Genomic DNA, 19,554 nt, shown 5'->3' on the forward strand with positions numbered 1-19,554 from the left:
ACTATTCATCTTCTGCACCTCCTACTTTAAAATCATTTCGCTCATAGGATTTCCGCTCTTGACCATTGGAAGAACAATCTCATCCGTAGCTATCATAAACTCAATAATTACAGGTACATCCTTATATTTCTTTGCCTCTGCAAAGGCTGCATCGATATCCTCTTCCTTTTCCACGCGGATTCCGTGTCCACCATAGCTTTCAACAAGCTTGAGAAAATCCGGTGTGTATGGCGGACATGCCTCGTTTGGTCCCTTGCACTCAGCCGGGCAGCCCTTTCTTCTTCGAAGGCAGGTTGCAGAATAACGCTTGCCATAAAAAAGCTGCTGCATCTGGCGCACCATGCCCAGATAGTAGTTGTTGAGCACGCATATGGTCACTCCTGCTCCCTGTACAACTGAGGTGGCAAGCTCCTGTATATTCATCTGAAGTCCACCGTCACCGCTAATGCATACAACATCCTTGTCAGGATTTGCAATCTTTGCACCTATTGCTGCCGGAAGACCAAAGCCCATGGTTCCAAGACCTCCCGATGTAAGAAGCTGGCTGTTGCTGTCAAGCTCTAAGTACTGTGTAGCCCACATCTGATGCTGACCTACATCTGTAACGAAGATTGCATCCTTATAGTTCTTATTGATATGCTCCATAATCATCTGAGGTGTCATGCCCTTGTCTCTTCTCATGCCAAGAGGATTTTCCTCATCCCATGCCTTAATCTGCTTCTGCCACTCAGCAGTCTTTTTCGGCTCAGCCCACTCGTTTAACTTGTCGAGCGCCACATTGGCATCTGCAACGATAGGCACATCAACCACTACATTTCGTGAAATAGATGCAGTATCCACATCAATATGTACAATCTTTGCCTTTGGAGCGAACTCATTTAAGTCACCGGTTATTCTGTCATTAAATCGTGTACCTATTGAAAAAAGTAAATCACACTCACTGACTGCCTTGTTTGCCGCATATTTGCCATGCATACCACAGTTTCCCACATAAAGCGGATGAGTGGTAGGTATAGCTCCCTTACCCATTATTGTAGTGACAACAGGCACATTCTCTGCCTCCGCAAAACGGCGCAGATTTTCATTTGCCCTGGCAACATTTATACCGCCTCCTGCAAGGATAAGCGGTTTTTTAGCACTCTTTAACATCTTGTAGGCGCGCTTAAGCTGTCCGACATGTACTGTATCATTTACACGATATCCTCTGATTTCCACCTTGTCCGGATACTCTGCCGGACCTGATGCGGTCTGTATATCCTTTGGCAAGTCAATCAGTACAGGGCCCGGCTTTCCGGTCCTTGCAATATGAAATGCCATCTTTATGATTTTTCCAAGGTCCTTTCTGTCACGGACTGTAACAGAATACTTTGTGATATTTCTGGTGATTCCGACTATATCCACTTCCTGAAAGGCATCATTTCCGATAAGTGGAAGCGGTACCTGTCCTGTAAAGCACACAAGTGGCACATTGTCATAATGCGCATCTGCAAGACCTGTAACTGTGTTGGTAGCACCGGGACCGCTTGTCACAAGGCAGACACCCACCTTGCCTGTAGACTTGGCATAGCCCTCAGCCTCATGAATCAGGCCCTGCTCATGTCTCGGCAGAACCAGATTGATTGAATTAGTCTTGTATAACTCATCGAATAAATCTGTAACTGTTCCTCCCGGATAGGCAAAAATAGTATCTACGCCTTCCTCCTCCAATGCTTTTACAAATAATTTTCTTCCTGTGATGTCCATACTGCTGTCATCCTCGTTTCTATTTTACGTTTCTATTTTAATAGTTTATTTTACTCTCTCATATCGAAGGAAATAAAACTCCAAATCAAAGTATGTCTGCTCTTCGCTGTCTCCCGTAATCTGCCACTCAGGCTTCTCGTCAAGATTTGGAAAATATGCATCCGCATCATACTCGAAGTCCACCTTTGTGATGTGGGCTACATCGCATTCATCCACGAGCTGCTCATAAATTTTCTGTCCACCAATGATATAAATATCCTCAGAATTGTATTTTTCAAGCTCCTTGTGAAGCTCATCAAGTGAGTGAACCACCACAGCGCCCTCCACCTCATAGGATGGGTTATGTGTGAGCACTATGTTGGTTCTGTTCTTAAGAGGTCTGCTGTTTGGAAAGCTCTCAAGTGTCTTTCTGCCCATGACTACAACCTTTCCTGTAGTCATCTCGCGGAAAAACTTCTGGTCCATAGGTATTCGAACGAGCAACTGGTTGTTTTTTCCAATTGCCCAGTTATTGTCAACTGCTGCTATTAAATTCATGATTTTCTCCCTGTTGTAATCGTTGCTGTTCACACAAAGTAGTGAACAATAACCTTCTTATAACTGCTTCATATCCACATTCTTTAAACCGCAATAGGTATATCCTTAATCTGCTCACCTGTCACATAGTCTGTTATCTTGATATCATCCGTCGTAAACTGATAGAAATCCTTTATGTCAGGATTGAGCCAGAACTTTGGAGCATCGTACTGTGGTCTCTCAATCAGCTCCTTCACAATTGGCACATGCCTGTCGTAAATGTGTGCATCTGCAATCACGTGCACCAGCTCCCCGACTCTCATATCACACACCTGCGCCAGCATATGCATAAGCACCGCATACTGGCATACATTCCAATTGTTCGCCGCAAGCACATCCTGTGAGCGCTGGTTTAAGATACCATTTAATGTGAGCCTGTCATCACCCTTTTTCTGTGTCACGTTGAATGTCATGCTGTATGCGCACGGATACAGATTCATCTCATGCAGATCCTGATGCACATATATATTGGTAAGTATTCTTCTTGAAAAAGGTGTATGCTTCAAATCATAGATGACTCTGTCCACCTGATCCATCATGCCTTCCTTATACTGATGCTTTACACCAAGCTGATATCCGTAGGCCTTGCCGATTGAACCATCCTCATCTGCCCACTCATCCCACACATGGCTTTTTAAATCATGGATATTGTTGGATTTCTTCTGCCATATCCAAAGAAGCTCATCCGTTGCACTCTTGATATATGTCTTTCTTAAAGTGATAGCCGGAAATTCCTTTGATAAATCATATCTGTTGACGACACCAAACTTCTTTATTGTATAGGCGCTTGTGCCGTCCTCCCAATGGGGACGCACCAGCTCTCCCTCAGTGCTTGTGCCATTTTCCAGAATATCCTGACACATCGCTACAAAAACCTTATCTGCATAACTCATATTATCTGCTCCCTAACCATAAGTATTCAACCGATACAATTACCCGTTTACTGTCTATTGTATCTAATTATCAATTTTTTTTCAATATATTCCATGTGCAAATTCAAATGATTTTTTTAGCTTTTTTCTTCATAAATTATTTAAGTATTTTATTATTCTTTTCGATTAAAGACACAATTTGGACAAATTTATTTAGTATAGTAATACCTGTAAAGGAGATACACCTTTACAAATTCCCTTTTTTAAACATTTTTTCATAAACTAAACTCCTCGAAAAGAAGCCGCTTCCCTCGGCTTCTTTTCACGTTATGGGGGTTTACATTTCAGACTTTTTCCCATATTATGATTAAAGGGTCAAAAGACTCCACCGAGAAAGTAGCAATTTGCTGCGGTGACGTTTAAAATTAGCGGATTTCGAGGTGAAGTCAGATTACGCGAATGCGTAGCATGTAGTAATCTGATTAATCATAAATGAGGAGATTCACAATCACATGAAATTTTTTCTCGCACCGATGCAAGGGCTGACCGGATATACAGTAAGAAATGCATTCCACCACCATTTTGACTACATAGACAAATACTACACACCGTTCATCCCTGCCTCAAAGCGCATGAATGCCAAGATAAAAAGAGACATAGACCCGGTAAACAACGATGGAATCACTCTCATACCGCAGGCCATGTCTATAGTGGCAGACGAGGTCATCGACCTGCACAGACAGCTTGTTCCTTACGGATATGATGAGATAAATGTAAATCTCGGCTGTCCGTCAGGCACCGTCGTATCCAAGAAACGAGGCTCCGGCATACTCGCATATCCTGATATGCTGGATAGCTTCCTCGATGAGCTGTATACAAAAGCTGATTTTCCTGTTTCAATAAAAACCCGCGTGGGCTTTAACGATGATGAGCTATGGCCCAGGCTTATCGAAATATACAGTAAATATCCGATAAGTGAGCTTACCGTGCATCCGAGAGTCCAGAAGGATTTTTATAAAAATACGCCGCGCATGGATGACTTCGCCCTCGCCATGCAGAAAATAAATCCTGATAAAACCATACTCTGCTACAACGGAGATATCACTGATACTAATAGTTTTAATGCCCTAACCGACTGCTTCCCTGATATTGATGAAATCATGATAGGCCGCGGACTGTTTGCAAATCCTGCTCTTATCGCAGAGCTTAAAGGTATAAGCATGGATAAAGCCGAGCTTCGCGAGCGCTTAAAGAACTGGCATGATGAGATTTTATCCGGTTATCTGTCCATCTTTTCCGGTGAAAAGGATGCCATTTTCCGCATGAAGGAAATCTGGGCATATATGTATGGGCTGTTTTCTGACTCTGAAAAGCTTTGGAAGAAAATAAAAAAATGCCAGACGCTTAATGACTATAAGTCAATCGTTCGAATGGCATTTGATGCTTTTTAAAATATAAACACTTTACTTTCTTGCAATTCTGTGAAGCTGTGGCCTTATGGTGATATCTGTCATCACAAGGCCTTCTCTTTGCCCCAAAACATAAAGCACTGCGTCTGCAACCTCATTTGGCTGTATTCTTGCAGCTTCATTTTCATCCACTGAAAAATCAGCATTCCTGTACAGATTGGTATCGGTCATATCAGGCTCTAAATTTACCACACGCACACCGTACTTTCTCGCCTCCTCAAACAGGCTGTGGGAAAAGCTCGTAAGCCCTGCCTTTGTGGCACCATAGGCACAGCCGTGCGGATTCGTCTTTTCAGCAGTGATTGATGAGATATTTATTATTGTTCCTTTGTTTTTCTTTAAATCGCGAAGCAGCAGATTTGTGATAATCATCGGTGCCTCAAGATTTGTCCTCACCATCTGTGATATTTTTACAGGATTAAGTTCCTCATGAAGAGCGTAAAAGCCGACGCCTGCATTGTTTATGAGAAGTGATATGTCATGATTTTTATTAATTTCTTTTATTGTCTTGATGAGCTTTGCGGTATCGGTAATATCGCATACTATACGCTCTATCCCTGCAATATCATCACTTTGATTGAAGCTTCTTCCTATTCCGTAAACCAGCCAGCCATTCGCTGCAAGCTGCCTGCATATAGCTTTTCCGATGCCGGAAGATGCCCCGGTTACAATTGCTTTGTTCATCTGATCGCTCCTTTATACTATGTGATATATATTGAAAATGTATTGCAATAATATCACTTCCACATAAATATCCTGTCCTTATCCACATATTCGGATACAGCCTGTATCATAAACTCTTCCATATCACTTCGTATGTTTTCCGGATACTGGTAATACCCATTCACATTGTCGTATGGAAAATTCACCACAGCACTACGAGGCATGTCCTTTCGCATTTTCTTCAGATAATCCTGCGATATGCGGAAGCTTCCGATACTCACATCCCACAGCTTAGAACCGTCTATCTGTGAAAATACGTCATCAACCAGCCTGCTGTATTCACCTCTCCAGTCCTTGCAGTATATCATCGGATCAAAGCACAGTCGCACTGGAAATCCACTATCCATAGCACATTTTGCTGCCTGAATCCGCTCCATAGGTGCAGACGCAAAATGCTCATACTCTGCTGCAACCCTTTGAGGCGAAACTGTATAGGCAATAATTACCCTGTCACAGGCTTCGTAATTGCTCCACAAATCACACCTGCCACTCTTGGTGCGGATTTCAATTGTAAGATTCTCATGCTTCTTTGTAAAAGCAATCCATTCCCTCACAAAGCCGGTAAGCGACTCTATGGCCACGAGGTCTGCATCATATGACACGCAAAGATATATGCTTTTTTGCGCCAGAAGTGCTTCAAGCTCCGCAAAAATATCCTCCAGATTTACAAACACCACAAGATTACCAGACGGATACATGCCCTTTAAATAGCAGTATTCGCAGTCAAATATGCAGTTCATCATGCATGAGCAATAGTAGAAATTCTCATTTCCAAAGCTCTGACACACCGGTGCACCTTCATATATGCAGCCACTTGTATTCTCTGCCAGAATGAGCGCCTTGGCATTGCTTTGAGCAGAAATACTTTGCTTTTTGCGGCAGAAAACATCCTTGTAGTGGTCAATTTCTATGACTGTTGTATTATTCAGCTTTTCTAAAATCTGCTTTGTACGTGGATGCTCGGCCACGCCTTTTTCCACATATACATGTGAAAACATTTTATTGTATTGGCACATTTGACATTTCCTTCTTACAACAATCTCTGTTTCAATTCAAACAGACATTTCTTTCCTTCACGCTTGCTCTCACACGGAAGCAAGCCATTTGTATAGTACTCATCCAGAACAGCTTTATAATCTATACCACTTAGTCTGCAATACTTTATAAGCTGTGCCAGCTGATCTCCCATTACCTTGGAACAGCGCATATCGCTTGTCAGCCTATCCATATTCCAAGCGGATTTAGTATCATCTGTCGCATTGCCGTCTGCCATATTTTCGCCTTTAGTCTTATCATCTATTGAAGTCTTATTACCACCTACACTTAAAAGCATATCAATATAGCCGCATATTTTTTCTTCCTGCAAAGCAAAAAGCTCTGTGATTTTCGACTGGTCTATTCTCTCTCCTGCATCTGAAACAAGCTTTATAAAATGCATATGGTGCGGTCCCACGAAAAACGCGGCTGCCTGATAAACGGCGGCTGCCTCCATATCATATACAACCGAATCGCACCCTTCATTGAGCACCCTTGTGACCGTTACTATTTCGCACTCCATAAGATTTGTTTTCATCAGCATATCTGGGTAAAATGTACGCCCCGTCATCTGCTCAGTGAGCTTGTTTCCAAGAAATATACTGCCTAAACAGGTCTCATTGCCAAAACCGGCGCCACACCCCACATTCAAAATCTCATCATCCGGTGAAATCCCATAAGCACCACCGATATTTGAAACTGCTGCCGCCGCATTGATTTCTCCTACGCCTGTTATCACAAGCCTGATACTCTCATTTGCAAACACATCAAATCTGACCGTTTTAGGGCTTTTTTCCTTTTTTAAGCCATAGTGGTCTATTATATTTTTTACTTCAGCATAAAAAGCGCTAAATATATAAATCATAGATAATTCCTTCAAATATTTCCTGCATACATCAACAGGCTTTATCTCTCGAGCTCCTTTAAAAGCTTAGTCCTATTGCTTCCAACCATGAGCTTTTCATTGTAGATATCGTATTTTTCACATTCATTCTCAGCTAAAAAGCTGCTGATTTCCGGTGTGATGGTCAGCTCTGTCACAAAGACAAGCATCTCCTGCCCGTCTGAGAATACATCCTCCACAAAATCAAATGCGTGGTTTAGCTTCTCTCCTGCCGCATCCTCCATCGTCGAAAGCTTCTCTGATTCTTCGGTAAAATCATCCATCACCGTATCAAAATCACCCTTGATGTGCTTTAAGACGTCCTGTCTGATGTAATACTCCTTTGGCAAAATAAGAGAGCTCTCCTTCAATATCTCCATATTCCTTGAAAACTGCTCAACAGCACTGTTGTACAGCTCCTGCTGCTCCTCAAGGCTTTTTTGTGACTTTTTGTATTCCTTCAAAAACTCATACCATAGCTGCACCATTTTCCGCTCTCTGGCCACATCCGAAAAAACAACCGTCAGTCCGCTTAAAAGCAGATTCACCACCGTGATTCTCTCATCGAAATCGGCATCAAACACTCGCTTATACACTGACTTTTTCACGTTTCCGGAAAGTATATCGCTTATACCATAATCCTCATTGTATTTCCTGTAGATTTCCAGATATGCATACACATCCTCTGCTATATCAGGATGATGGATAAACTCACCTATTACGTCCTCAGTGACTGCAATGTCTCCCGCCTCATACACCTTAAGCAGGCTGCTTAAATCCTCCCAGCCTCTTGCCGTGACGAAATTCATGCTATCCACGTCTGTTTCCACCTTATAAAAATTGTTTGGATGAAGCTCCAGATAGCTTAAAAGCGCATCATGGATATGCACATTTCTGGCATATTCCTTCCACACCTGATAGTCCGCTTCTATCGATATATATCTGACACGGTCGAGTGTGACCATATCAAAATCGCGCACCGATTTATTGTACTCAGGCGGATTGCCTGCCGCAACTATCACCCATCCCTTTGGAACAGCCTGATTGCCAAAGGTCTTGCACTGCAAAAACTGAAGCATCATTGGCGCGAGTGTCTCGGACACGCAGTTTATCTCATCAATAAAAAGTATGCCCTCCTTAAGCCTTGTTGCTTCCATCTTTTCATAAACGCTGGCTATAATCTCGCTCATCGTGTATTCCGTGACGGAATAGCTCTTTCCGTCATACTCACGCTCCTTTATAAACGGCAGTCCTACCGCCGACTGGCGCGTGTGATGCGTGATGGTATACGCCACAAGACCTATTTTGCACTCTCTTGCAATCTGCTCCATAATCTGTGTCTTACCTACGCCTGGCGGTCCGATTAAAAGCATCGGTCTCTGCCTGATCTGCGGTATCACATAATCTCCGTGTGCATCCTTTGACAGGTATGCCTTCACTGTATTTTTCACTTCGTTTTTTGCCTGTTTTATATTCATAATGTTTCCTCCAGCTCCACCTGCATCGCCCATGGCGGCACCTCATTGCCCTCATATGCACCAACCGACACAAATGCACACTTGTACGGCGGACACTTTGCCGGGAAAATTCCCTTGCCATCAGTAAAATATATAAGTCCGCACATGTTCTTAAGCTCACCCTTATCCAAAAGGTCTCTCACATACGAAAATGCCGGTCTGAAATCTGTGCCTCCGCCTCCTACGAGCGTAAACTTGTTTAAAAGCGGCTTAATCTGCTTTTCATCTGTAATTTCCTCGTCAGTCTTTACGCTGTCATCACACTGTATGATGCGTATTTTATTCCTGACAAAAAAGCTGTCCGACTCCGTTAGAATCGTAAAGGTCTCCTGTAAAAAGTGCTCCACCAGCTCTCCGCTCACAGAATAGCTCGTATCAAGCACTATGACAAAATCCCTTATCTTGTATGTCTCCCTCGTTTCAAGAGGCTCAATAAGCGGCATATTGCCATAGAGCGAAAGTCCATACGCGTAATACCCCATATCAAAGGAATCATAATCTGCGTGTACCTCCTCACGAAGCACTGCAAACCTGCGCAGAAACTCCTTGTAGCTTCGTCTGCTTCTTTTCGCGGACAGCTCCCTCATCATTACCTGCTCGCCCTCGGATTTGCTGTCCTTTGAATGGCTTTTCTCCATGCGTGTCTGTCTGGATATTTTCTGCCACTGCTTTTGGGCCTCGGATGAACTTAGTGGCATAGCATTGTCGTTTTTCTCCTGCGGCCAAAGGGCGTGGTCATCTGTGTAAAATTCCCGTGCCAGAATCACAAGCTCATTTTTATCCTTTGTATTTGCAATCTCATCTATATCTGTGGTTTCTTCAGCCTCTATTTCTGCATACTGCTTGTATAGCCACGCGTACAAGGCTCCGGGAGCAATCACGACATGCTCTTTTTTAAGCCTCTCATACGTGGTTTTTCTTATATAGCTTAGGATACGCTTTGTGCTTTTCTTTTCCATTGTATCAATCGTATACTCAACCATTATATCACATGCTGTATTCCACAGGAATTCATCCCTCTCACCTTTAGTCCACAGGTGAAAAAACAGACAGTGCAGCACACTGTGCAGATAAGCCCGGTTCAGATACATGCCATTTTTCTTAAATATATCAATCAGCCTGATTGGATTGTAATAAATATATGTGCCGTCAGTTGCCATGGAGTAAAGCTGCTCGTTCACCTTTGGGGAAAGAGCCGAGAGCGCCAGCTTCATAAAAGGCATGTCGAGATACAGCTCGCACTGTATTCCATCTATTATTTTCTGTGACATTTCCTCCTGCCACTCTGAATCTGTCTGGATATGTTTTTTCATGAAGCGGCCTCCTTCCTTTTCTGATTATTCTACTGCAATATTTTCAGAATTTATTATACTATAGTAACATTATTTTCTCAATAAAATGTCATTCACAAACAATATCTTAACCAGTGTATTTAAAAAAAGTAATCCCGGATAGTTCATGATAAAATCATAAACTATCCGGGATTATCAATTTATTTCCATTCCTCAATTCCCAGATTCTCTATGTAATCAGCAAGTTCTCTCGCCATCTCATAGGTCTCCGGTATTCTAAGATGTCCAGGAGTTGCCGCTCCGTTTCTCTTAAAAATACAATGAGATATTTTACTATCTTTCATAGAAACAACTACATCATCAATTGCTTTATCCCAGGAAACATCATGCTCAAGCAATGTCGTACAGCAGACGATCGATGCTTTCGGATATACCTGACGCAGGTTTTTTAAAAGATTTGTATAGTGTTCTCTCCAGAGAACTGCTTTCTCACACATGTAATCTTCTGCCATGTAATCAAACGGATGATTATCATTCTGGCCAATTGCCACGACAACAACCTGCGGTGTATATTGGTCAAAATCCCATTCTGTCAGTTCACCGAATGTTTTATTAAAGCGAATTTTATTCCAGGCACTTTCCATTCCAACCTGCTGTGGCTCATGGAACCATCCCTGTCCATCCATCAATGCAATTCCACCCTGTGCGATATCATGGATCTGTGCATTCAGCATACGTGCTGTCATCCATGCATAGGAATACCAGCTGTTAGAATATCCCCCCTGATGTTCAGGGTCTGTCTTTCCTGTATAGTCGACAGCTTCTGTCACTTCTCCTGCTGATACTGAATCTCCGTAAACTTCGATTTTTCTTTTCGGTGCATCAGCAAGTTCCAGTAGTTTTGCTCCGTCTTCAATTTCAAATCCAAGGATATGTATCTCATGACAGGAATCCTGACGTTTGAAGAAAAGCACATGATGCTCTCCATTCTCATTTTCCGGAACACGAATCTCTATTTCATTCTCTTTGTTATTCTCCAGATAATAGCAGGACTGAACCCCATCTAAAATACATCCAAGATAATTCTGCCAGTATTCATTTTTATTTTTCAAAACAACTTTCAAATACTTTCCTGTAAAGCTAAATTCTGCTGATGTACATGGATAAACCCAAATCGGTTCATTGGGATTAGTCCAGTCAATTCTTCCGCTATAACGTATTTTTTTATTATCAGGATTAATTCTCATCTTATCCCCCTCATATTTTACAGTAAGCTTGCAGCACCGATCATTCCTGCTTCATTTCCAAGTGCTGCAGTTTCAATCTCCGGAAGTTCTCCCTTCTCACCACCGAAGCATCCGACTTTCATCATCTCACGAAGCGGTTCAAGAAGTATCTCTCCCTGGGCTGAAATACCTCCGCCAAGGATCACAAGCTGTGGACGGAAGATATTTACAATATTGACAATTCCTGTTCCAAGCTTTCCGATATAGGACTGAACAACCTGTGAAAGCTTCTCATCACCTTCCTGGGCTCCCTTGAAAATTTCTTCTGGAAGAAGCTCTTTTCCGGTAGCACGCTTTGCATCTCTTTTCAGAGCTGTAGCTGATGCATATGCCTCCAGGCATCCTCTTCTTCCACAAGTGCAAGGCTCACCATTTTCTACTATTACCATGTGTCCCAGTTCGCTTCCGCCAAGTCCTTTTCCTTCATAAATCCTGCCGTCAATGATGATTCCACCGCCCACTCCGGTTCCAAGTGTAAGCATAATCACATCCCGGCACTCTTTTCCTGCTCCTGCAACTGCTTCTCCAAGTGTCGCGCAATCTGCATCATTTGCAATTTTAATCGGAATCGGTAGATAATTTCCCATTTCTTTCGCAAGCTCTACATTTTCCCATTTGATGTTATTGGAATAGCGGACTACTCCGTTTTTCGTATCTACAGTTCCCGGAACGCCGATTCCTGCTCCTACACACTGATCCATTGCAATGCCCTGTGCATCCAGAAGCTCCAGTGTCTTCTGTGCAATCTCACGGATTACTTCTTCTGCCGGACGTTGTGCATTAGTATCCATTGTGTCCGATACGATCAGCTTCTGGTGAATATCCACCAGTCCGATCTTTGTCTTAGTGCCTCCGATATCGATTCCGATTCTGACCGGAGCTGCCTTTTCACGGATTGTTGTAACAAGTGCATCACACCGTCCTTCTACTGTATAACTGCCACTTCCGGCTGTCAGGAAGAAGCTGTCTCCTTTTTTGAAAGGCAGTGTCTCTCCATTATTTGTGATTGTTCCTTTTCCATCAAGGAACAGAATGCTTGCAAAGGATGCATCTGAAACAATACCTTCCATCTTCTTCATGAATGTCCCATCCAGATTCAGTTTATCTACTGTAAAGTAATCACAATCTGCCACATGAGGATAACTGCTCTTATCCTTTACGATTGGTACTCGATTTGTAACCGCGAGTGCTTTCTCAATATGCAGATCTCGCTTCTTACCATCTTTTCCTACACGACCATAATCATAGACTCGATATGTCACATTAGAATTCTGCTGAATCTCTGCTATCAGAATTCCTTCTCCAATTGCATGGATTGTTCCCGATTCAATAAAAAGTACATCCCCTTTCTGGACCGGTACTGCATTCAGGACCTCTAGAAGTGTGTCCTCCTCAATTCTTTTTGCAAACTCTTCTTTACTGATTTCTTCTTTAAATCCGTAATACAGAAATGCCCCCGGCTCTGCATCCATAATATACCACATCTCTGTCTTTCCATACTGGCCTTCATTCTTCAACGCATAACGATTGTTCGGATGCACCTGAATTGACAGGTTCTGCTTTGCATCAATAAATTTTATTAAAATTGGGAAATCGCGGAATCTTCTGCAATGTATACCAAGAACATCTTTACCTTCTGTCTCAATGAATTCTTCCAGTGTCTTTCCGGTATATTTTCCATTTGTGATATAAGACGGTCCGTCCGGATGACAGGAAAGTTCCCATGCCTCCGCAAGAATGTCTCCATCATACTCTACTCCATATTCCTCAGCCAGCCTGTGACCTCCCCACAGATAGTCCTTACAGCTTGGTTTTAATTTTAAAATACTCATTACTTTCTCTCCTTCAAAAATCTATGCAATAATTAACGACATCAGATAAAATGGAGTTACATCCGCTGCTTCTTCCGGAAGAATTGTTATTTCCACTGTGTGTGTTTTCTTTTCTCCATGATGCAATATATTCTCTAAATACAGACAATCTCCCCAATCCTCATCGAAATTTCCATCTAAAAGGATAGCTTTTTCTTTATCGCCATCTAACACGAGCTTCGCTCTTGCTGCCGGAAGTTTAATTGTTTTTCTATACTGCACAGCAATACATGAAGCAGTTACTTCAAAACGAATCGAATCGCCGGCTTTTTTTCCAATCCATCCATTCTTAAAATGATCCAAATGTCCCGTCTTTTCTTCTGTATCTGCGTGAAATCCACACAGTTTCGGTGAAATCTCACGAATTGTTAAGCGTCTTGCATTCTCATAAGCATTCTCCGTCATTGGTTCCGGCATGACAGGTTCTTCTTCCTCAACTCCTAATTCTGCTTTCACGCTTTCAAGGAATTTTTCAATTTCTTCTGCAACAAGCTTATGCCCTTTATCATTTGGATGAAGTCCATCCTGTGTAAGTTCTTCCCTCGTATATTTTCCTGCCTTCATTCGCTGATAAATTGTATCTTTTACGCTCACATGTGGCACCTGATACCAGTTTCCAATTTCATTATGATATTCCTGCGCATTCAGACCGGTATCATAAAAAACATTATTCAAAAGAACCACTGCCGGTTTTGAATCCCAGCTCAACAGCTTTCTGACAACGCCTTCATACGTTTCCCTGAAAAATGTGTCTGCCTCGTCATTCACACTAAAATCAACAACTACGAAATCCGGTCGATACATTAATACATCTGTCACTGCTCTGGAAACTCCGTAATGAGAAGTTGTTCCACCGATTCCTCCGTTTACATAATGAAAGTTTGCTTTGGGGAACATCTGCTTCCACCACATAAACACACGATAGGAATATGTATTTTCCATTGTTGATGCAAGGCTTCCCTGCGTGATTGATCCACCTAAAAATCCAATCGTAAGCTCTTCTCCTGCCTCAGCTCTTTTCATGCAATCTTTCAGTCTTTTCAAATTCACATCTTTCATTCGTCTTCTCTCCAACTTTTTTGCTGCTTCAACATCCAGCCATTGATACACCCATTACTACTGCCATTGAAGCTGACCTAACTTTATCTATTACTTAATTTATTATTTTTTCTGTTACATTTAAGTTATTTTAATCTTATCATTAATTTAAAATATTTTCAAGATTACATGGTTTATTTATCATTTTTCTATATTATGCATAGTTTTGTTCTTTGTTTTTTGTGGATTATCGCTCAAACCAAAGCATTTTTATACTCTTTTGTGCTTATTAATTTAAGTTAATAATTTTAAGCAAAGTAATTAAGTTAATTATTTAAGTTAAGTTTTAAAGTTAAGCAAAAATTTATTGGAATATTTATTATAGTGATTAGATAAAGTAATATATTTTTTTACATAATAAAAAAGCCCTTTAAAATAAAGAGCCTTTTTAGGTATTTAAATTTTTAAAAGTAGCAATATATCCTTTTCATTTACACTCAAATCTAAAATTCAAACCTCTTTTTCCTGGACACCGCCAGATTTTCCTTCTTAAATCTATGTAAAATCACACTGCCCTCACTCCATTCATCCTGTGCTGCAAGTGCAAGCATATCAGTAACAGCCAAGGCATCTGCGATAAAATTTTCCTCACCGTCTTTAAGCTCCAGAAAACTCTGCAGCAAACCCGAATCCCTTTTTCTTATGATAAGCTCAGACAGCCTTTTTTTATGATTGACAATATACTCCACAAACTGCCGTCTCGCTTCTTTTGAAAGCTCATACGCATAAATAAGCCTGTAAAAGGCCATATCTAAAAGATCATCCTCACTCTCCTGCGCAATCGCCTCTGAAAATATTTCATCATACTGCTTCCACACAAACACGCGGTCCATAAAAGCCTGTCTGGCGCGAAAGCCTTCTCCGTTCATGTTCAGTTTAAAAATATGAGCAGGACCAATCTCATCATATGTCTGGTCGTACTCGAAAAAACATGCCTGCGCAATCGCATTTCCATCGCTGTCAGTCCATCTAACCCTCACAAGAGTGCTTATCTGTGAAAGAATCTGCTTAAGACACGACTTATCCTTCGGTGAGCCTCTCATCACAAGCATATAAAGTTTTGTGCAGTTCATGAAAACGTCACCATCCACATCACATATGTCGGATGGCAGCTCAAGCACTGTAAGCCTTGAACAATTATAAAAACACAGCCTGCCAATCTTCTTCATGGTGTCAGGAAGAACAACTTTTTCAATATAATCATCACACAGCTCCGTCATATCAGGACCCAGAATATCATCAATCCCAAGCTCTGTTTTCAATTTTTCAGGCATGCTCTTGAAAGAAAAGCAATACTCCGCAAGCTCCGTCACTCTCATGCCGTCAAGCATATCCGGCACCACACACACCGGATTTTTCCCATACATATGAAGAAGCCTAATGCAATCATCATTAAGCCTCTCATATACACATATATAATTATTATCTTTTGTAATCTTTAAATCTGTCATTTTATTTCTTTAACTCTTAAAAATTTCACACAGCTGCAAGCCTTATCCAAGTCTCAATAAGTCATTTATTGTATTCTTAAAATCATAAAACAAATCAATATATTTTTCAACAATTGTATTACAATGTGTCCTTACAACCTCACAATCATAGTCATGTGCAAGTTCATTTCTGACCTTAAGCATATCCATCCACGCATCATCAGAAATCAGCTTTGCCTTGAAGGATTCACGTAACACCTCTCGCGGTGAACCTGTAACAAACCCGGTTATCGAATAATATTGTACCAGAATATCTTTCATTACCTTCCACGATAAATCAAAAGTAATGCTAAATTTAGCACTTGTACCACTCAAAACAAACGAATCTGTAAGGTCTCTCTGCCTTGCCTCAGCTAACGCATCCAGTGAATTACAAAAAGATTTAAAACGTCTCTCAAATTTCGCGTCCATACTGTCTGATATCCTCCAATAATAAGTCATTCCTGCATGTATCCAAATTCAGTAAATCAACACTGTACAAGGTAGGCAAATCCTCCACTTCATCAGAAAGCGCATCAAAATCCTTCACTCCCGATACCGCTATATCAATATCACTGCGTTCCAATGCAGTACCCTTAGCTCTTGAACCATATAAAATTACCTGTTGGGCATCATAATGTCTGCAAAGCTCTGCAACCCTGCTTATAACCTCTTCAACCTTCAATAATCTAACCTCATAAAAAAATCTACATTACATATTAGTTAGTTTATCACAATTCCTACATTATTTCCACCACAACGTAAGGGGCGCTGCCGCAGGCACCGCGGTGGCACACGTACTATCACGTGTGTGAATAGCGCAATGGGTTAGATACTGTAGAAATTATGCCGCAAAGCGAAGCGAGCGGAATAATGTACATACTTTCACAGCGTAAGGGGCGCTGCCGTGGGCACCGCGGCAGCGCCCCGTACTACATCAATAAACATTGACATCCAAAATCTACTCAAGCAGATTCTTCATACTGTTCACACTGATAAGAATTGTCGATCCATTGTGCAAAAGTGCTGTCGTAGTCGGCGGAAGCACACCTGCCACACCAAGAGCAATGAGCCCTGAGTTAAAACCAACAATCTTTCGATAGTTGCTCTTTATACGTTTCATAAGAGCATTACTTATATATTTAAGAGTTACAATCTGGTAGAGATCGTCAGAGCCCACCGTAATATCAGCAATCTCGCGTGCAATTTCAGCGCCATCACTGATTGCAATACCGACATTTGCTGCAGATAGAGCCGGTGAATCATTTATGCCGTCACCAATCATAATGACCTTTCTGCCCTTAGCCTTTTCTCTCTCCACAAAGGCAGCCTTGTCCTCAGGTAAAACCTCGGCGTAATATTCATCTACACCTACTTTTTTCGCAATGACAGAAGCTGTACGCTCACTGTCGCCTGTCATCATGACAACCTTTGATATGCCCGCCTTCTTTAATGAAGTAACAACCGCCGCTGCCTCATCACGCAGAGGATCCTCAATACAGATAACTGCCGAAAGCTTACCCTCAATAGCCAGATACAGGTGAGAATAATACAGCGGAAGCGACTCAAACAGTGGCTCCTTTCCTGCAGGAACAACACATTTTTCATCCTCAAAGACGAAATGATAGCTTCCGATAACAGTACGCTTGCCATTGATGGAGGTTGCAATTCCATGAGCCACAATATACTCCACCTTTGTATGCATTTCCTCGTGGGAAAGTCCCTTCTTAGAAGCAGCATCTACCACCGCCTTTGCCATTGAATGAGGGAAATGCTCCTCCAGACAGGCTGCGACACGAAGCATGTCATCTGATGAATACTCATCATTGAAGTTAACCACATCAACCACAGTCGGATGTGCCTTTGTGAGTGTACCGGTCTTGTCAAAGACGATGGTATCAGCCTCTGCAACAGCCTCAAGGAACTTTCCTCCCTTTACTGTTACATTATAAAGGCTTGCCTCTCTGATAGCAGAAAGCACAGAGATTGGCATAGCAAGCTTGAGTGCACAGCAGAAATCCACCATGAGAATTGACATAGCCTTTGTCACATTTCTTGTCAGAAGATATGTAAGCCCTGTAGCTCCAAGCGTCCACGGCACAAGCTTGTCAGCATAGTGCTCAGCCTTGCCCTCCAGCTCTGATTTAAGCTTTTCGGACTCCTCTATCATAGTAACAATCTGGTCAAAACGGTTGTTTCCTTCAACCTCCTTGACCCTGATAGTAATCTCGCCCTCCTCGACAACAGTGCCTGCAAACACAGTATTGCCGACAGTTCTTTGAACCGGAACCGACTCACCTGTCAGGGAAGCCTGATTGACCATCGCATCGCCATCTAAGACCTCTCCGTCGAACGGTATGACATTTCCCATGTGGACAACAACCTTGTCGCCCTTTTCAATCTTTGAGGACTCAACGAGTATCTCCTGATTCTCAGGTGTCCTAAGCCATACCTTGCTTACATTAAGCGACATGCTTCTGGCCAGGTCATCAACAGACTTCTTGTGTGTCCATTCCTCCAAAAGCTCACCTATTCCAAGCAGAAACATAATAGAGCTTGCGGTAGAAAAATCCTTTGTGACAAGCGAAACCGTGATGGCAGTAGCATCAAGCACCGGCACCTCAATTTTTCTCTGCAGCAGACACTTAAGCCCAATTCCAATATACTTTATAGAGCGTCCAACAGTAAGCGCTGTCCTGATTGGCCAAGGCAGCAGGAGCTTTTTACTGTAATGCCAGACAACACTTCCGAAAAGCTTTTCCTGATATGAATTATTAAGCTCTCTTCCTGATGTCTTAATAACAGTCTGTGGCACATTGGCGCTCTCATAATGAAAGTGGCGAAGCAGCTCTATAATCTGCTTCCTGTCTCCTACATACTCAATCACAGCATCAGCAGTCCTGTCATAAACCTTTACAAAGGTAACATTCCTGTGATTGTGAATCACATAAAGCAGAGTGTCTGCCTGCTCATATGTCATGCGGTACTGCTCCATATGAACACGCATACGGCCTCTTGACTCATGCTTAATCGTAAATTTCATATGACCGCCTCTTATCTTCTATGCCTCAGCAGTCTCTGCTGTAACCTCAGCCTGCTCTGCTTCCTGCTCATCAGCCTTAGCACACTCGCATACATCCTCAGATGCATCCGAAACCTTAGCAGCCTCAGCCTTAGCCTCGCGCTCCTCGTTGATGCTCTTAGCCTCAGCAAGAATATCCTCTGCATTCTCCTGAACAGTATTAACAGTCTTCATAACACAATCCTTAGCACGAAGCGCTGCTGCAGTACACTGTGTATAAGCACGCTTAGCATCCTTGCTTGATAAAATCTTGATACCTGCTGTACCAAAAGCAACACCTGCTGCGAATAAACCTGAAGCTTTCCAATTAAATGACATAATGTTTTCCTCCTGTATATTTACAAAAATTCTAGTTAAAGTTTACTTACAAAAAACATTATATTTCCCGGAAATACTGTTATACAAGCCTAATCTCATGCAGTCAGCGCTAATCCAAGCCCGCAAATCCCCATACCATGCGCCCTCCCGGACTTATTGATAAAGTTTATCACTTGTAAACACCACAACGTATGAGGCGCTGCCGCAGGTGTTTATGATTTCTTATCTTGTCCATCACCTGACCTCTTGATTGTCCAGCCATAGACCATTATACTGTCCTTATTAAGATAAAAGGAAAGGCTCCGGAGCCCTTCCCGCAA

At 42.1% G+C, this 19,554-nt stretch carries 17 protein-coding genes; 1 reads left to right on the plus strand and 16 read right to left on the minus strand.

Annotated features, from left to right (window positions below):
• Window positions 1-21: 21 nt before the first annotated feature.
• The 3 genes from ilvB to thyA all read right to left on the minus strand — a co-directional run bounded on the left by ilvB (window position 22) and on the right by thyA (window position 3,212).
• Window positions 22-1,743 carry a biosynthetic-type acetolactate synthase large subunit gene (gene ilvB / locus ACTQ1L_RS10190; protein ID WP_441366955.1) on the minus strand — a complete coding sequence of 574 codons (1,722 nt, stop codon included), beginning with the start codon at window positions 1,741-1,743 and terminating at the stop codon, window positions 22-24.
• A 45-nt stretch (window positions 1,744-1,788) separates the two neighbouring features.
• Entirely contained in the window at window positions 1,789-2,280 is a 492-nt protein-coding gene (locus tag ACTQ1L_RS10195) for a dihydrofolate reductase (protein ID WP_118084388.1), read from the minus strand.
• 83 nt (window positions 2,281-2,363) lie between these two features.
• Window positions 2,364-3,212 carry a thymidylate synthase gene (gene thyA / locus ACTQ1L_RS10200; protein WP_012742107.1) on the minus strand — a complete coding sequence of 283 codons (849 nt, stop codon included), beginning with the start codon at window positions 3,210-3,212 and terminating at the stop codon, window positions 2,364-2,366.
• A gap of 491 nt (window positions 3,213-3,703) precedes the next feature.
• Between thyA and ACTQ1L_RS10205 the strand changes: the two genes are divergently transcribed.
• Entirely contained in the window at window positions 3,704-4,642 is a 939-nt protein-coding gene (locus ACTQ1L_RS10205; protein WP_441366957.1) for a tRNA dihydrouridine synthase, read from the plus strand.
• A 12-nt stretch (window positions 4,643-4,654) separates the two neighbouring features.
• Here ACTQ1L_RS10205 and ACTQ1L_RS10210 read toward each other — a convergent pair whose 3' ends face one another.
• The 13 genes from ACTQ1L_RS10210 to ACTQ1L_RS10270 form a co-directional block, all read right to left on the minus strand.
• A complete protein-coding gene (locus ACTQ1L_RS10210) occupies window positions 4,655-5,344 on the minus strand; it encodes an SDR family oxidoreductase (RefSeq protein ID WP_441366959.1) in 690 nt (229 codons plus the stop codon).
• 53 nt (window positions 5,345-5,397) lie between these two features.
• Complete coding sequence (locus ACTQ1L_RS10215) at window positions 5,398-6,399, minus strand: SPL family radical SAM protein (RefSeq protein ID WP_441366961.1); 1,002 nt, start codon at window positions 6,397-6,399, stop codon at window positions 5,398-5,400.
• Window positions 6,400-6,413: 14 nt separating this feature from the next.
• On the minus strand, window positions 6,414-7,283 hold the full coding sequence (locus ACTQ1L_RS10220) for a spore photoproduct (RefSeq protein WP_441366963.1): 870 nt from the start codon (window positions 7,281-7,283) through the stop codon (window positions 6,414-6,416).
• 41 nt (window positions 7,284-7,324) lie between these two features.
• The gene (locus ACTQ1L_RS10225; RefSeq protein ID WP_441366965.1) at window positions 7,325-8,812 is read right to left on the minus strand and encodes an AAA family ATPase; all 1,488 of its coding nucleotides are present in this window, start codon (window positions 8,810-8,812) and stop codon (window positions 7,325-7,327) included.
• Window positions 8,776-10,131: a vWA domain-containing protein gene (locus ACTQ1L_RS10230; protein ID WP_441366967.1), complete on the minus strand. Its 1,356-nt coding sequence runs from the start codon at window positions 10,129-10,131 to the stop codon at window positions 8,776-8,778. The genes ACTQ1L_RS10225 and ACTQ1L_RS10230 overlap by 37 nt, the downstream gene beginning before the upstream one ends.
• A gap of 179 nt (window positions 10,132-10,310) precedes the next feature.
• Entirely contained in the window at window positions 10,311-11,357 is a 1,047-nt protein-coding gene (locus ACTQ1L_RS10235) for an electron transporter RnfD (protein WP_441366969.1), read from the minus strand.
• 17 nt (window positions 11,358-11,374) lie between these two features.
• Window positions 11,375-13,228 (minus strand): type I phosphomannose isomerase catalytic subunit, encoded by a 1,854-nt coding sequence (locus ACTQ1L_RS10240; RefSeq protein WP_441366971.1) that lies wholly within the window; start codon window positions 13,226-13,228, stop codon window positions 11,375-11,377.
• Window positions 13,229-13,249: 21 nt separating this feature from the next.
• A complete protein-coding gene (locus tag ACTQ1L_RS10245; RefSeq protein WP_441366973.1) occupies window positions 13,250-14,326 on the minus strand; it encodes an SGNH/GDSL hydrolase family protein in 1,077 nt (358 codons plus the stop codon).
• Window positions 14,327-14,808: 482 nt separating this feature from the next.
• The gene (locus ACTQ1L_RS10250; RefSeq protein ID WP_441366975.1) at window positions 14,809-15,816 is read right to left on the minus strand and encodes a leucine-rich repeat protein; all 1,008 of its coding nucleotides are present in this window, start codon (window positions 15,814-15,816) and stop codon (window positions 14,809-14,811) included.
• A 42-nt stretch (window positions 15,817-15,858) separates the two neighbouring features.
• Window positions 15,859-16,266, minus strand: coding sequence for an HI0074 family nucleotidyltransferase substrate-binding subunit (locus ACTQ1L_RS10255; protein ID WP_441366977.1), 408 nt, complete (start codon window positions 16,264-16,266; stop codon window positions 15,859-15,861).
• Complete coding sequence (locus ACTQ1L_RS10260) at window positions 16,250-16,519, minus strand: nucleotidyltransferase family protein (RefSeq protein ID WP_441366979.1); 270 nt, start codon at window positions 16,517-16,519, stop codon at window positions 16,250-16,252. Before ACTQ1L_RS10260 ends, ACTQ1L_RS10255 begins: the two co-directional genes overlap by 17 nt.
• A 276-nt stretch (window positions 16,520-16,795) precedes the next feature.
• Window positions 16,796-18,877 carry a heavy metal translocating P-type ATPase gene (locus tag ACTQ1L_RS10265; RefSeq protein WP_441366981.1) on the minus strand — a complete coding sequence of 694 codons (2,082 nt, stop codon included), beginning with the start codon at window positions 18,875-18,877 and terminating at the stop codon, window positions 16,796-16,798.
• A gap of 18 nt (window positions 18,878-18,895) precedes the next feature.
• Complete coding sequence (locus ACTQ1L_RS10270; RefSeq protein ID WP_117684713.1) at window positions 18,896-19,234, minus strand: DUF6110 family protein; 339 nt, start codon at window positions 19,232-19,234, stop codon at window positions 18,896-18,898.
• Window positions 19,235-19,554 lie beyond the last annotated feature (320 nt).

Source organism: Agathobacter sp. LCP21S3_B2 (assembly GCF_052118705.1).
In the GTDB taxonomy this organism is placed as follows: domain Bacteria; phylum Bacillota; class Clostridia; order Lachnospirales; family Lachnospiraceae; genus Roseburia.